Source organism: Streptomyces sp. Y309, from assembly GCF_056712025.1.
The window spans coordinates 9,231,439-9,244,208 of sequence record NZ_CM160048.1 but is presented as its reverse complement, the minus strand read 5'-3'; the positions used below and the strand labels follow the sequence as shown (position 1 = coordinate 9,244,208).

The following is a 12,770-nucleotide window of genomic DNA, read 5'->3' as shown; positions in this document are numbered from 1 at the left end:
ACCCACCAGCACTGACACCGCCTCGCCGGGGCCTGAAAGAGGTTGTCAGTCCGGTACCCGAAACCACGAAGTCGACCGCGCCTGTGCGGAAGGCCTCGACGCGGGGACGGGAGGCCGAACATCTGCGGACCGCGCCGAGTGGTCAAGGGCGCCGTCCTATTGTTAGCTGATGCGCGCGCACCATATTGACCGCCCAGCCGATCTCGACGTGGTCCGTGAGTCCTATGACCAGGTGGCCAACAACTACGCCCACATGGTAGTGACGACGGGCATGGGCGACATCCGTCGCCATCCCTGGCTCAAGGCGTCGATCGACGCCTTCGCCGACACCGTGGGCGAGCTCGGGCCCGTCCTCGACGTCGGCTGCGGCCCCGGTACGGTGACCGGCTACCTCGCCGAACGCGGATTGGACGTATCCGGGGTGGACCTCTCGCCCCGCATGATCGAGAATGCGCGCCGCCTTCATCCGCAATGCCGCTTCAGCGTCGCCTCCGCCACCGAGCTCGACCTCGGTGAAGCGTCTCTCGGCGGCGTGCTCGGGTGGTGGTCACTGTTCAACCTCCCCCGCGATGTCCTTCCTCAGGTCCTCGCCCATTTCGCGTACGCCCTGAAGCCGGGCGGGCACTTCATCGCCGCCACACACGTCGGCGACGAGGACGCGGTGCGCACCGAGGCGTACGGAGGAGTGCCCGTTCGCTGGACCACACACAAGTGGCAGCCGGAGCAACTCGTGGACCTGATCGAGCAGGCCGGACTGCACCCGGTCGCCGAACTCCGGCTCCCCGCGGATGAACAGACCGGACCGGGCGTGGTCGTCATGGCCGTGCGCCCCGCCTGAGGACCAGACGCCGGAGGCGGCACAAGCTCTTGTGCCGGGGCCCATCACCTGGCGCCCACAGCGGTATTCCGTTCGGCTGCTTCCCAGGAGCCAAACTCATCGCAGGCCGGCGCGGCAGGGGCGGGGAACCGCGGTGAGCAGGTCTGTCCCACACCTGAGCAGGGGGTGGGGAACTTCAAGGTTCTGACCGGAGTTCCGTGAATGATCTTGTGGCCGAACCCGAACCTTAGGTTGCTCGACCCTTTAGCTCGTCGTAGACGGCGAAGGGGCCCTGCTGGCACCGGTAGTCGAAGTGCCAGTGGACGACTCCGTCGCCGTCAGCAAGCGAAGCCAGTTCGGAGTCCCAGTGCGTGAGGAGCAGGGGCTCGTTCCACTGCTGGGCGACCACAGCGATCGCGGTACCGGCACTGGTCAGAACCCAGGTGGCATCGGCGTTTACGATCGCGGTACCGGTACTGGTCGGGATCTGACTGGTCGGGATCTGTTCGGCGATCGAGGCGAGGTAGCCGCTCTTGGCGACCGTGGCGACCGCCTCCTGGAGCGGCGTCCCGGCGGGTAGGTCCCTGGTGTCCTCGTGCGGGGCGTCGTGATCGTCGCCTGCCGCAACGCTGGCCCTGGTCAGATGTATCTTCATGATCCGGAGAGCATAGGCCGACGCCGACGGACTTCCGGTCAGAGCCGTTTTCAGGGCTCTGACCGGAGTTGTTCCGTCCACAGTTACTCGCTGACCTGCGGATTCACGGAACTCCGGTCAGAGCCAACTTCAAGGAGCCCCATCACCAGTACGCCGCGTCGGCAACCGGCCGGCTCTCGCTTCGGAGGGGGCGCAGGCACGTCGACCGCGCCAGCCTCGTCACGTCGGTGTCCCGCCACGACCAGTCCGGCTCCGGAGGGGCAGCACGCTGGCGTCACCGACAGGGCTGTGTCCTTTCGTTCGGTGGGGTGTGAGGTCGGTCAGACGGTCGTTGACTGCGTGCCTGTCCGGGCATTCCGGGCGGTGTCAGTGGGCTCTGCGACCGTGTGCGTCGTGGATGAACTCGTGGAACACGTTGACGCGCAGGATCGTGTGCTGGGGGTAGTCAGTCGGCGGGACGCTGTTCGGGAGGGCTGGCTGCACCGGGTTGGCGTGGCGGTGTGCCGCGATGGGCAAGGTCGCTTTCTCGTTCATCGGCGTGCCGAGCAGTTGTCCCGTTTCCCGGGGCACTACGAACTCGGTGTCGGGGGCGCTGCGGGAGTCGGCGAGTCCTATGAGCAGGCAGCTGCCCGCGAGCTCAGTGAGGAGCTGGGGGCGCGGGCGACCGTGTGCCTTCGGTTCAAGTTCCTCAACCGGGGCGGGCTCAGCCCTTACTGGCTTGGGGTGTGCGATGCCGTGCTTCCGGAGATCGGCGCCCCCGATCCGGGAGAAGTGGCCTGGCACGGGTGGCTGACCGAGTCCGAGCTGCGGCGGATTCTGCAGCAGTGGACCTTCACTCCTGATAGTCAGGAAATTTTCGGTCGGTATCTCGCCTGTCGTGCTGACCCGGCGCTTTCGCAGAAGCGGTGCTCATGAGCTGGGTCAGAGGGACGAAGGCGCTGATCGTTCCGAGCTCCTAGGGGGTTGGGCCGGCGGGGGTGGGGTGCCCACGAGGCGTTCGGCAAGAGCGGTGACGGCTTCGCTGTCTCCTTCGAGGGCTTCGCGTTCGTCGTCGGTGAGGTTGAGTTGTCCGAGCATCTGGTCGATGCCGTCCTTGACGGTCAGGAGTTGGCCGCGGCTTGAGGTCTTGGGGAACGTAGAAGAGGCAGCGTGCGCAGGACAGCCGGTGGGGGGGCACTTGCTGATCTACTCCTTCGACGCGACCTGGACCGGGCTTCCTGACGTTGGCCGTTCGTCCTCTACTAGGTCTTGCTCCGCGCTGCGCCCGCCGGCGTCGGTCTGGCGGCCGTCCAGACCGGCGGACAGGGCGACGTCACGCAGGGACGCCGAGCGGCGGGTGCTCGAGCACACGGGGCTTGTACTCGACCAGCTGGATGCGGCCGTCGAAGGTGCGGTGCTCGATCATCTCGAGGGCAACATCCGGATAGCCGTCGTAGATGCGTTCTTCGCCCGTGGCCCCGGTGATCACCGGGAACATCACGACCCGGAAGCGGTCGACGAGTCCGGCTCGTAGCAGGGACCGGCACAGGCTGAGGCTGCCGATGGTGCTGAGGAGCCCCGAGCCACTCGACTTCATGGCGCGGACCGCCTCTACGGCGTCGTCGCGGACGAGCGTGGAGTTGGCCCACGTCAGCGGCGCCTCGAGTGAGGAGGAGAACACCACCTTGGACGCTTGCGTGAGCTCGTCGACGGACGCCTCTTCCTCAGGCCTGAACTCGTCCTGGCCATCCGGGACCTCACCTGCGGCGAAGCCCGACATCAAGCGGTAGGTATTCGCTCCCATCAGGTAGGTGACCTCGGGCTGCTCGCCGAGCCATGCGAGGTACTCCGGGCCCTCCAGGCCCCAGAAACCGGGCCAGCCCTCTCCCGATGCGTGACCGTCGAGAGAAGTGATGAAGTCGACGAGAAGCTCCGACATGGCGGCGTCCTTTCCTAGGGTGTCACGAGCTTGGACCGGCCTGGAGCCACAAACTCATCGGCCCCGCCGTGGAGTAACGAGAAAACCCATGACGATGCTCAGTCGGTCAAGGCGTCCGAGACGGTCGGCAAAGGCAGCCGGGGCTGGGACGGCGGGAAGATGATCAATGGCATCATCACCATCAGTGACACTCTTGCCCTTGCTAGCAAAACGAACATACGCTCTAATCAGGCCATGGACCGCAGACGGCTGCTGCATCTCTCTCGGGTGATCGCCGCTCACCCGTACTGGCAGTCGTCGGCGGGGACACCGGCGGCCCGGGTCGCACTCAAGGAACTCGCGCGGACGAAGGCGCGGCCGTGAGCCTCACCGAACGTCAGGCGCGCATCCTGCGCAGTGCCCGGAGCTGGGCCGCCGATCATGGAGAGGCGCCCTCTCTACGAGAGCTCGCCGAGGCAGCCGGTCTCTCCTCCCCCTCGTCGGCTCACTATCAACTCAAACGTATGCGCGAGCGGGGGATATTCGTGGAGACTCGGGGCCGCCCCAGCATGAGGTGCCCGTACTGCGGTCAGTGAACCGCGGCCGCCCCGTCCCTTAGGAGCCGCCTAGCGCAGTTCCTGCGGGCCGGACAACATACCCGCGGAACAGTGCCTACTCGTAGGAGAGGACGACTCGACTGTCCCCCTTGTCGATGACGTGGCCCTCGGGCAGGTCACGGTCTGCCGTTTCGGCAGGGCAGATGGTCAGCTGGGGTACCGCGGAGCGAGCTGCGCTCCAGGCGGTGATGTGCGCGGCGAGCCTGCGGGCAAGTGCAGGGCTGCTGTTGCCGTAGCTGGCGGCCCCGAGGCGTACGGGCCGCTCGGCGTCGGCGTCGTCTCGCTCGGCGATCAAGTAGGCGAGGGAGTCTCCCCGTACAAGGGCCGGGCTTCGCACCGGGATCACAGGGCGCCGTACGCCTTCCTCCAGTGCCTTCTTGGTGACTTCCAGGCGGCAGACGGTGTCCTCGAAAGCCGTCACACGAAGCCAGATGCCGTCGAAGGATTCCTGGCGTCCGACCTGGACGTCGGCCTTGTTGCTGTAGGCGTCGGTCGGGTCGAGGCCCGGGAGGTGGGACCTCCCGGTGGACGGTCCGCAGCGCGCGCTCGATGTTGGTCGGCAGGGGGCGTTGGGCGAGGATCTGGTCGACGAGTTGGTTGCGCAGGTCGTCAACGGTGGGCGCATTGTTCACAGCAGAGGTCTCTTTCGTCTTCAGGTCAGAAGGAGGCAGGTGTCCCACCCTGGTGAAACGCTGCGGGTGGGCGCGTTCCAACAGCGGGTCTCCGTTGGCCGCATCATCCCGCTCCGACGGCTTCTCAGCAGGACGATCGGAGTCACCACGGGATCGGTCGGCGAGAAGTTCGACCGCCAGCAACAGCGCCACCGGCGGCCAGCCCGCCACCAGCACCGGCTTCCACGCCACGGCGGGTGCCGCAGCGATGTCCGCCGCGAGGGAGACGGCAATTCCGAGCAGAAACGCCAACCACACCACGCACCGCGCCCGGCGGTCGCCACCAGGGGGCCGCTTCAGAACACCGACAGTCGCCAGCAGCAGCAGCCCGTCGACCGACAACGGCCACAGCGTCGCGCTGGTCCGGTCCGCCCCGCCCTCCAGCGCAAACTCGCGCTGATGGACGTACGAGGCATACGCCGCAACCCCAGCCACGACCGCCGCCCCGACGCGTCGAACCCACACATCCGAACCGGCACCCATCCGCACGACGGGGCGCCTCACCGCCCCGCCCTCCCTCGCGCCGTAGGGAAGAAGCTCCCCTCGACGACGAGCTTGCCTACCAAAAGGCCCTGGTCAGACCGTCCGCCTTCTGCACCGCGTCCCGCCGAGGGCGCGTTGGAGGAACACCTCAAGAGGCGTGCGGGGCATGGCATTTCGGGGGCATTGACCCGTTCACGTGATGTCGCTGCGCTGAGCAGCACCGTCTCTATCGGCGTTCGGCTCGCCGGCAGCGGGCGCGTCGTCTGCCGCCGCACCTGATTCGTCTAGCGCACCTGATTCACCCTCAGGCTGCTGAGCGCGCGACGCGTCGCTTTCCTGTGTGCCGCCCTCGGCGCCACTGCCCTCTGCGTGGTTACGCCGGGCGGGCCGCAGCGCCATGTAACCAATGATTACGGCGATGATGGCTCCCAACCCGGTCGCAATCTGAGTTGTTGAATTCCAGGAGAATTTGACCCATCCCCAGATGTCGCCGAGCGTATCGCTCGAACGCTCCTCCTTCGGCGCCACTCTGACCTTGAAGAGGCTTGAGGATTCGACGAGCACGTTGTCCGATCCGCGGTAGTACGCGGTTACCGTGAATCCGATGGGTACCCGCCCGGAATTCTTGGGCACTGTCGACCATACCCACTCGGCGCGATCACCCACAGTGAGAACGTTCTGCATCCTCGACGAATGCGATCTGCACGAACTCCCCAGGTCCAGACAGTCAATCCGTACTCCCAGCCGGGCACCGGCGTTCACCCAGCGATCACGCTTTCCGTTTGGTGATCTCTGCCAACTACCCGAAACCACAGCGGTCAGCTTCGACTTCTTTCCGACCTGGAGCCCATGCACGCGAAGTTCAAGGTCTCCTTCAAACAGCGCCTTGCGGGCGCGGTCAATTTCAAGGATATAGTCACGCTGAGGATCGGGCGCGCCATAATACGGCTTCGAGTCCATCCTCCACATGAACAGACTCGAAAACAGCGCCAGGAAAGCGGATCCAATGACCATGAGGGCGACCCGCTGCCAGACGGCAAGACCCAGAAAGTAGGAGCGCAGGCGGCCCAGCGGCAGTTCCTGCGAGCGGTCGGGGCTCTCCTTGTCCGACATCTGCCTCCCCCGTTCGGCATCAGGCCGGGCAACCCGGCCCAGGGCAACGCGGGTTCACCGAACTGCTCGCTACCCACCCGGCGTTGAACCAAGGGCACCAATGTCGCACGACAAGGACGTCATAGGCCCGCCGTCGGGTCGACGAACGCCCGGGTCGGCGTCGCCTCACGGCGACTGGCGGCGGCTGCGTACGAGGAGATGGAGGAAGTACGGCGTGCCGATCACGGCCGTCATGAGGCCGGCGCCGAGCTGGGCCGGGGCGATGACCGTGCGGCCCACCAGGTCGGCGGTGCACACGAGGACGGCCCCGAGGAGCACGGCGACCGGCACCACCCGGGCGTGCTGCCGGCCCACCAGGGCGCGGGCCGCGTGCGGTGCCACGAGTCCGACGAAGCCGATCGTGCCGGCGGCGGCCACGGCGGTGGCGCTCAGCAGGACGCCGAGGACGAGGAAACCCAGGCGTCCGCGGCCCAGGTTGAGGCCGAGCAGCCTCGGGGTGTCCTCGTCGAGCGAGACGAGGTCGAGTTCGGTGCGCCGCATCACCGCGACGGCGAGGCCCACGGCGAGGACGATCGCGAGGGGCACCACGTCGGGCAGGGACCGCCCGTAGGTCGAGCCCGACAGCCAGGTGAGGGCCTTCGTCGCGTTGAACGGGTCGGTGAGGATGATCAGCAGGCTGATCACGGCGGACGCCCCGGTGGCGGCGCCGAATCCGACGAGCACGAGCCGGTTCTGCTGGAACCCGCCCCGCGCGGCGAGACCGAAGACGAGGACGGAGCTGATCGCGGCGCCCGCGAACGCACCGGCGGCCAGGCCCCACGACCCGACCGTGGGCACCGTCGTCACGAGCACCACCGCGCCCAGCGCGGCACCGTTCGTCACACCCAGGACACCCGGTTCGGCGAGGGGGTTGCGGGTCACGGCCTGGATCAGCGTCCCGGCGAGCGCGAGGGCCGCACCCGCGAGCAGGGCGGCGAGGACGCGGGGCACCCGGGTGTCGAGTACGAAGGTGAGGGTCTGACCGGCCCGTCCCTGCGCCCAGTTGACCACGTCGCCGAGCAGCAGCTTGCTGTCGCCGAGGAGCACGGCGGCGATGGTCACGCCGACGAGCACGACTGCCAGGACGGCCGTCGTGGTGACGAACACGGCCCTGCTCCGGATGCGCAGCCGGTCGGCCTGGACGGCTCCGGCGGTGTCCCGGACCTTGGCGGCCATGACGATGAGGAAGAGGGCGCCGACCAGGCTGGTGACGACGCCGGTCGGTACGGCGACCGACCGGTCCGCCGACACGACGGCGCGCAGCAGCACGTCGGAGCCGAGCACCAGGGCCGCGCCGGTGAGACCGGCGAGTGGCAGGCTCGCACGCGAGCGGGTGAACGCGCGGAACCTGCGGGCGAGCGGGCGTACGAGCGCGGGAGCGCACAGGCCGACGAAGCCGACGGGTCCGGCGAGGGTGACGGCGGCGGTGGAGAGCAGGGCGGCGAGCACGACGGCGGTGACGCGGGTGGAGCGGACGGGTACGCCGACGCCGCGCGCGGCATCGTCACCGAGCGCCAGGGCGTCGACCCGGCGGGCGAGCAGCACGAGACCGACGAGGCCGACGGCGCAGACCGGGAGCATCTGCAGCACGCCGTCGAAGCCGTTCTGCGCGATGCTGCCCTGGTTCCACTTGTAGAGGCCCTCCGTCTGCCGGGGGAACAGCAGGAGCAGCCCCTCGGTGACGGCGGTCAGGCCGAGGGTGAGGGCGCTGCCGGCGAGGACGAGCCGGACCGAGCCTGCGCCCAGACCGGAGAGGCCGAGGACGACGGCCGCCGCCGCGAGGCCGCCGACGAAGGCGATGCCGGAGGAGGCGAGCAGCGGGAGCGAGATGCCGGAGGCGGCGGCCAGACCGAGGGCGAGGTAGGAGCCCGCGTTGACGGCGAGGGTGTCGGGGGCGGCGAGGACGTTGCGGCTGACCGCCTGCAGCGCGGCGCCCGCCATGCCGAGTACGGCGCCGACGAGCAGCCCCGCGGTCATCCGCGGCAGCCGGGAGGCGACGACGACCGACGCGTCGGCCGCCTCGGCCCTGCCGGTGAGTGCCTTCCACACCTCCGGGGCGCCGACCGCGGCCGTGCCCTGGGTGATGTCGACGACCGCGAGCGCGGCGACGAGAAGGACCAGTGCGGCCGTCACCGCGACCGCGCCCGTACGGGACGCGGCTGTCGACGGTCGGGCGGCGGGGGTGGTCGCGGTGACGGTCATGGCGCTTACTTCGTGAGGGCGTCGACGACGGAGTCGACGTACTGGTTCATCGACTCGGGGCCGCCGAACATCCAGATGCCGTCGGGCAGCCGGTGCACGTTGCCCTTCTTCACGAACGGCAGCGACGTCCACACCTTGTCCTTGGCGAGGACTCCCGTGAACGGGGTGCTGGTCTTGTCGCCCTTGTTGCCGATGTAGGCGAACTGCACGTCCTTGTCGAGCTTGGTGAGGCCCTCGACGTCGGTGGCGCCGAGGCCGTAGCTCTTGTCGCCCTTGACCTTCCAGGCGTTCTTCAGGCCGATCTTCTCGTTGACGGCGCCGATGAGGGAGCCGCTGGTGAACGGCCTGATGGAGACCTGGTTGGAGGTGACGTAGCCGTCGGCGAAGGCGTAGTCCGCGCCGGCGAGACCGGCGTCGGCGAGCGCCTTCTTGCCCTCGGCGAGCTTCGCCTCGAAGCCCTTCTTGAGCTGCGCGGACTGCTTCGTGGTGCCGGTGGCCTCGGCGATGAGGTCGAGGTTCTCGGTCATCTGGCCGATCGGGTCGGCGGCGTCGGCGGGCTTGAGCACCAGGACGGGGGCGACCTTGCGCATCTGCTTGATGGCGGCGGCCGGCAGATCGGTGACCGCGACGATGAGGTCGGGCTTCAGGGACGCGATGGTGTCCATGCTCGGCTCGCCGCGCGTGCCGACGTCCTTGGGGTCGTTCTTCAGCGGGACGGCGGTGTCCCAGGTCTTGTAGCCCTTGACGTCGGCGACACCGGTCGGGTCGACGCCCAGCGATATCAGGCTCTCGACGGCGTTCCACTCGGTGCCGACGACCTTCTTGGCGGGCCCGTTCAGCTTCACCTTCGTGCCGGTGCCGTCGGTGAGGGTGATGGGCTGGGCGCCCTTCTTCGCGTCGTCGTCGGAGGACTCGGTGGTCCCGCAGGCGGACAGGGTGAGGGCCGCGGCGGTGGCGGCCGCCGCGGTGATCAGAAGGCGTCTCATGAGGTGGTGCTGAGCCTTTCGCTTCGCGAGTGGTGCCGGCCGATGGCGCGGGTGCGCAGATGGCCGGTGAGGGGGTCGGTCTCGACCTCGATGCGGATGCCGTACGTGTCGGTCAGCCGCCGCGGAGTCAGTACGTCTTCGGGGTCGCCGTCCGCGACGACCCGTCCCGCGTCGAGCAGGAGGATCCGGTCGGCTATGGCGGCGGCCTGGTCGAGGTCGTGCAGGACGGCGCCGACGGCGATCCCGTGGTCGTCCGCCAGCTCCCGGATGAGGTCGAGGAGCTCGACCTGGTACCGGAGGTCCAGGTAGGTCGTCGGTTCGTCGAGCAGGAGCACGCCCGTCTCCTGGGCGAGGCAGCCGGCGAGCCATACCCGCTGGAGCTGACCTCCCGACAGGTGCTCGGCGCCGCGTTCGGCGAGCTCCGCGACGCCCGTCATGGCGAGAGCGCGGTCCACGGCGGCCCGGCCGCCCGGGTCGGCTGTGCCCCAACGGCCCCGGTACGGGTAGCGGCCGAATTCGACCACGTCCCGTACGGTCAGTCCGCTGGGTGTGGGGCGCCCTTGGGTGAGCAGGGCGACGCGGCGCGAGAACTCACGAGGGCTCAGCGCGAGGCCGTCGGTGTCGCCGTCGATGAGGAGCGTGGCGGTCCTGGGCCGCTGCAGCCGCGCGAGCGTGCGCAGCAGCGTCGACTTCCCGCTCCCGTTCGGCCCCACCAGGACCGTCACGTCGCCCGGGCGCAGCGTCATCGAGGCGTCGTGTACGACATCGACGCCTTCGTACGCCACGGTGACGCCCGTGGCCGACAGTTCATGACCCTGGGGGCGCGTGGCCGCGGCGGTCTCTTCACCTTCATGCACGCCGTGGAGGTTAGCCTAACCTTACCCAGGTGCGAAACGGCCTCCGGTGATCACCACAAGAGGAAATTCGGCCAAGCTCACGTATCGGGCGCCTCGTCCAGACCCGGCCCCACTCCCAGCTCCACCGGTGGAAGAGGGAACAGCGGCGTGATCCCGAGCAGGCTTGTTACGGCGCTCGCGGCCAGCTCGTGCCAGGAGGTCGCCCGCCGGAGCATGGCGTGACCGCTGCCCCGCACCACCACGAGGCCCGCGTGTGCGCCTGCGCTCCTCGCCCGGACGCAGAAGGCGGCGGATGCCTTCGGATCGGTCACGCGGTCCCTGTCGCCATGCAAGAGGACGACGCGTCGGCCGTCGAGGTGCCGCACCGGTTCCTCCAGAGGGCACCACGGCGCGAGCCCGACGACTCCCCGCACGACGGGGGCACCGGCCGCGCGCAAGGCGGCACGGGCGCCCATCGAATGACCGACCAGGACGGTCGGCGCGTCACCGGCGACCTGGGCGAGCTCGCGCAGCGCCGTCTCGGCGTCGCGGGCCGCGTCCGCCCGCTCGCCGTTCCAGCCGCGGCAGCGGTAGCGGACCCGCCCGATGAGCACGGCGTGCTCGGCCGTGGCGCGGCGGACGGCCCGGTCGAAGGGGAGCATCCGTGCGGCGGGGAGATTCCACGGCCCGGGAGCCGCGGTGCCGTGGTCGTGTCCGCCGTGCAGCAACAGCACGGCGGCACGCGGGCGTTCGGCACTTCGGCTCAGGACAAGTGCGGAACGCGGGGAACGGTCCCGGTGGGGCACGAGGACTCCTTCGTGGTGTGCGCGGCCCCCGTCGTGGGCGCCGTGACGCCGGGGCTCGCGGCCTGAACTCCCGGACGTATACATGGCCGTGGGGCTGCTGTTCGAGGAGTGGTCCGGCGCTGTACCGTCTGCCACGACCGTCGGCGGCGAGGATGGGAACAGCGTATGGCCAGCGCCCTGGACCGGGTTGACACCTCAACGGCGCACTCCGCCCGCGTCTACGACTACATCCTCGGCGGCAAGGACCACTACCTCGTCGACGTCGAGGCGGGCGACGCCATGTGCCGGCACTGGCCGTCGCTGCCCGTGCACATGCGGGAGAACCGGCGGTTCATGCACCGCGCCGGGCACTTCCTGGCCCAGGAGAAGGGCATTCGGCAGTTCCTCGACATCGGGACCGGGCTGCCCACCGCCCCGAACCTGCACGAGGTGGTGCAGAAGGCGGCGCCCGAAGCGCACGTGGTCTACGTGGACAACGATCCCATCGTCCTCACGCACGCCCGCGCCCTGTTGCAGAGCTCGCCCGAAGGCGCGACGGCCTATGTGGACGCCGACATGCACGACCCCGACGCCATCCTGGACAGCCCGGAATTCCATGAACTGCTGGATCTGGACAGGCCGGTCGGCCTGATGATCATCGGCATGCTGCACTTCATCCTGCCGCCGGACGACCACCGGCTGGTGCGGCGTCTGCTCGACCCGCTTCCGTCGGGCAGCTACCTCGCGATGACCATCGGCACCGCGGACTTCGCCCCCGAGGAGGTCGGCCGGGTCGCCGAGGAGTACGCGCGGCAGAACATGCCCATGGCGCTGCGCGACCTGCCGACGGCCACCTCCTTCTTCGACGGCCTCGACCTGGTCGAGCCCGGCGTGACCCAGGTCCACAAGTGGCGGCCGGGCGGCGGGCAACACGCCGTCGACGACCGGGACATCGCCATGTACGGGGCGGTGGCGCGCAAGCCGTGAACCCGCCCCCGTAGAACAGCACTTCCCTCCCCACACACTCTCGGTTCCGTACGGAGCCGAGGCCCCCCACAAGTGAAGTGAAGGGACAGCAATGCTGCATTACATACGGCTGGGAATAGCGAGTACCGCCGTCGCGGTCGCCCTCACCGCGGCACCGGCGGCCAACGCCCTGTCCGCGCCGGAACCGGCCGCGGCGAAGGGCGCGTCGGCGGTGGTGACCCTCCGCTACGACGACAGCCGGGCGAGCGGCTGGGAGGCGGCGGTCACGGCCGGTGTCGCCTCGTGGAACAACAACGTCGAGAACGTCAAGCTGGTCGAGGCGGCTCCCGGCACCCGGGCCGAGATCCAGATCGTCGCCACCAGCGGCTGGCCGCAGGCCTCGCTCGGACCGGTCCGCCCGGGCGGCCAGGCCCGTGTCGAACTCGGCAGCCAGGCCGTCACCCAGGGCCACGACAAGACCCGCATCGTCGCCCACGAGCTCGGCCACAACCTGGGCCTGCCGGACACCAAGCCCGGCCCGTGCTCCCAGCTGATGTCGGGTTCCAGCGCCGGCACGAGCTGCAAGAACGCGGTGCCCGACGCGGCCGAGCAGGCCCGGGTCGAGTCCGCCTACGCCAACGGCGCCGCGTCCCGCACCCCGGCCGACGGCCGCATGCTGGTGGACGCACGGTAGTCGCGACGA

General features: G+C 69.2%; 16 protein-coding genes and 1 pseudogene. 8 read left to right on the top strand and 9 right to left on the bottom strand.

Annotation, left to right across the window (positions count from 1 at the left end; all coding sequences use genetic code 11):
- The first annotated feature begins 169 nt into the window (after positions 1–169).
- Positions 170–838 (top strand): class I SAM-dependent DNA methyltransferase, encoded by a 669-nt coding sequence (locus AC0KTA_RS38805; RefSeq protein ID WP_481052894.1) that lies wholly within the window; start codon positions 170–172, stop codon positions 836–838.
- Positions 839–1,064: 226 nt separating this feature from the next.
- Here AC0KTA_RS38805 and AC0KTA_RS38800 read toward each other — a convergent pair whose 3' ends face one another.
- A complete protein-coding gene (locus AC0KTA_RS38800) occupies positions 1,065–1,472 on the bottom strand; it encodes a hypothetical protein (protein WP_481052893.1) in 408 nt (135 codons plus the stop codon).
- A 393-nt stretch (positions 1,473–1,865) separates the two neighbouring features.
- Here AC0KTA_RS38800 and AC0KTA_RS38795 point away from each other — a divergent pair, with 393 nt between their 5' ends.
- On the top strand, positions 1,866–2,387 hold the full coding sequence (locus AC0KTA_RS38795; RefSeq protein ID WP_481052892.1) for an NUDIX domain-containing protein: 522 nt from the start codon (positions 1,866–1,868) through the stop codon (positions 2,385–2,387).
- Positions 2,388–2,435: 48 nt separating this feature from the next.
- Positions 2,436–2,594: a hypothetical protein gene (locus AC0KTA_RS38790; protein ID WP_481052891.1), complete on the top strand. Its 159-nt coding sequence runs from the start codon at positions 2,436–2,438 to the stop codon at positions 2,592–2,594.
- 190 nt (positions 2,595–2,784) lie between these two features.
- Here AC0KTA_RS38790 and AC0KTA_RS38785 read toward each other — a convergent pair whose 3' ends face one another.
- The gene (locus AC0KTA_RS38785) at positions 2,785–3,390 is read right to left on the bottom strand and encodes a dihydrofolate reductase family protein (protein WP_481052890.1); all 606 of its coding nucleotides are present in this window, start codon (positions 3,388–3,390) and stop codon (positions 2,785–2,787) included.
- 234 nt (positions 3,391–3,624) lie between these two features.
- On the opposite strand from AC0KTA_RS38785, the gene AC0KTA_RS38780 reads away from it, so the two are divergent.
- Both AC0KTA_RS38780 and AC0KTA_RS38775 read left to right on the top strand, forming a co-directional pair.
- Positions 3,625–3,753 (top strand): hypothetical protein, encoded by a 129-nt coding sequence (locus AC0KTA_RS38780; RefSeq protein ID WP_481052889.1) that lies wholly within the window; start codon positions 3,625–3,627, stop codon positions 3,751–3,753.
- A complete protein-coding gene (locus AC0KTA_RS38775; RefSeq protein ID WP_481052888.1) occupies positions 3,750–3,965 on the top strand; it encodes a LexA family protein in 216 nt (71 codons plus the stop codon). The genes AC0KTA_RS38780 and AC0KTA_RS38775 overlap by 4 nt, the downstream gene beginning before the upstream one ends.
- A gap of 76 nt (positions 3,966–4,041) precedes the next feature.
- Here the strand turns inward: AC0KTA_RS38775 and AC0KTA_RS38770 are convergent, their stop codons facing one another.
- The 7 genes and pseudogenes from AC0KTA_RS38770 to AC0KTA_RS38740 form a co-directional block, all read right to left on the bottom strand.
- On the bottom strand, positions 4,042–4,599 hold the full coding sequence (locus AC0KTA_RS38770) for a hypothetical protein (protein WP_481056742.1): 558 nt from the start codon (positions 4,597–4,599) through the stop codon (positions 4,042–4,044).
- A 151-nt stretch (positions 4,600–4,750) separates the two neighbouring features.
- Positions 4,751–5,140 (bottom strand): annotated as a pseudogene (locus AC0KTA_RS38765) (DUF2637 domain-containing protein); the annotation flags it as partial.
- Positions 5,141–5,332: 192 nt separating this feature from the next.
- Complete coding sequence (locus AC0KTA_RS38760; protein ID WP_481052887.1) at positions 5,333–6,253, bottom strand: hypothetical protein; 921 nt, start codon at positions 6,251–6,253, stop codon at positions 5,333–5,335.
- A 165-nt stretch (positions 6,254–6,418) separates the two neighbouring features.
- Complete coding sequence (locus AC0KTA_RS38755) at positions 6,419–8,494, bottom strand: iron ABC transporter permease (RefSeq protein ID WP_481052886.1); 2,076 nt, start codon at positions 8,492–8,494, stop codon at positions 6,419–6,421.
- Between the two features lie 5 nt (positions 8,495–8,499).
- The gene (locus AC0KTA_RS38750) at positions 8,500–9,480 is read right to left on the bottom strand and encodes an ABC transporter substrate-binding protein (protein WP_481052885.1); all 981 of its coding nucleotides are present in this window, start codon (positions 9,478–9,480) and stop codon (positions 8,500–8,502) included.
- A complete protein-coding gene (locus tag AC0KTA_RS38745) occupies positions 9,477–10,337 on the bottom strand; it encodes an ABC transporter ATP-binding protein (protein ID WP_481052884.1) in 861 nt (286 codons plus the stop codon). Before AC0KTA_RS38745 ends, AC0KTA_RS38750 begins: the two co-directional genes overlap by 4 nt.
- Positions 10,338–10,414: 77 nt before the next feature.
- Positions 10,415–10,978 carry an alpha/beta fold hydrolase gene (locus tag AC0KTA_RS38740; RefSeq protein WP_481052883.1) on the bottom strand — a complete coding sequence of 188 codons (564 nt, stop codon included), beginning with the start codon at positions 10,976–10,978 and terminating at the stop codon, positions 10,415–10,417.
- A gap of 42 nt (positions 10,979–11,020) precedes the next feature.
- On the opposite strand from AC0KTA_RS38740, the gene AC0KTA_RS38735 reads away from it, so the two are divergent.
- From AC0KTA_RS38735 to AC0KTA_RS38725, 3 genes are all read left to right on the top strand, one after another.
- Positions 11,021–11,188: a hypothetical protein gene (locus AC0KTA_RS38735; RefSeq protein WP_481052882.1), complete on the top strand. Its 168-nt coding sequence runs from the start codon at positions 11,021–11,023 to the stop codon at positions 11,186–11,188.
- A gap of 99 nt (positions 11,189–11,287) precedes the next feature.
- Complete coding sequence (locus tag AC0KTA_RS38730) at positions 11,288–12,088, top strand: SAM-dependent methyltransferase (protein ID WP_481052881.1); 801 nt, start codon at positions 11,288–11,290, stop codon at positions 12,086–12,088.
- A 91-nt stretch (positions 12,089–12,179) separates the two neighbouring features.
- On the top strand, positions 12,180–12,761 hold the full coding sequence (locus tag AC0KTA_RS38725) for a snapalysin family zinc-dependent metalloprotease (protein ID WP_481052880.1): 582 nt from the start codon (positions 12,180–12,182) through the stop codon (positions 12,759–12,761).
- The last annotated feature ends 9 nt before the right edge of the window (positions 12,762–12,770 follow it).

Bases quoted from the DNA above. Each gene is read 5' to 3' on its own strand.
- AC0KTA_RS38805 (WP_481052894.1), top strand. From the start codon at position 170: ATGCGCGCGCACCATATTGACCGCCCAGCCGATCTCGACGTGGTCCGT.
- AC0KTA_RS38800 (WP_481052893.1), bottom strand. From the start codon at position 1,472: ATGAAGATACATCTGACCAGGGCCAGCGTTGCGGCAGGCGACGATCAC.
- AC0KTA_RS38785 (WP_481052890.1), bottom strand. From the start codon at position 3,390: ATGTCGGAGCTTCTCGTCGACTTCATCACTTCTCTCGACGGTCACGCA.
- AC0KTA_RS38780 (WP_481052889.1), top strand. From the start codon at position 3,625: ATGGACCGCAGACGGCTGCTGCATCTCTCTCGGGTGATCGCCGCTCAC.
- AC0KTA_RS38760 (WP_481052887.1), bottom strand. From the start codon at position 6,253: ATGTCGGACAAGGAGAGCCCCGACCGCTCGCAGGAACTGCCGCTGGGC.
- AC0KTA_RS38755 (WP_481052886.1), bottom strand. From the start codon at position 8,494: ATGACCGTCACCGCGACCACCCCCGCCGCCCGACCGTCGACAGCCGCG.
- AC0KTA_RS38750 (WP_481052885.1), bottom strand. From the start codon at position 9,480: ATGAGACGCCTTCTGATCACCGCGGCGGCCGCCACCGCCGCGGCCCTC.
- AC0KTA_RS38740 (WP_481052883.1), bottom strand. From the start codon at position 10,978: ATGCTCCCCTTCGACCGGGCCGTCCGCCGCGCCACGGCCGAGCACGCC.
- AC0KTA_RS38730 (WP_481052881.1), top strand. From the start codon at position 11,288: ATGGCCAGCGCCCTGGACCGGGTTGACACCTCAACGGCGCACTCCGCC.
- AC0KTA_RS38725 (WP_481052880.1), top strand. From the start codon at position 12,180: ATGCTGCATTACATACGGCTGGGAATAGCGAGTACCGCCGTCGCGGTC.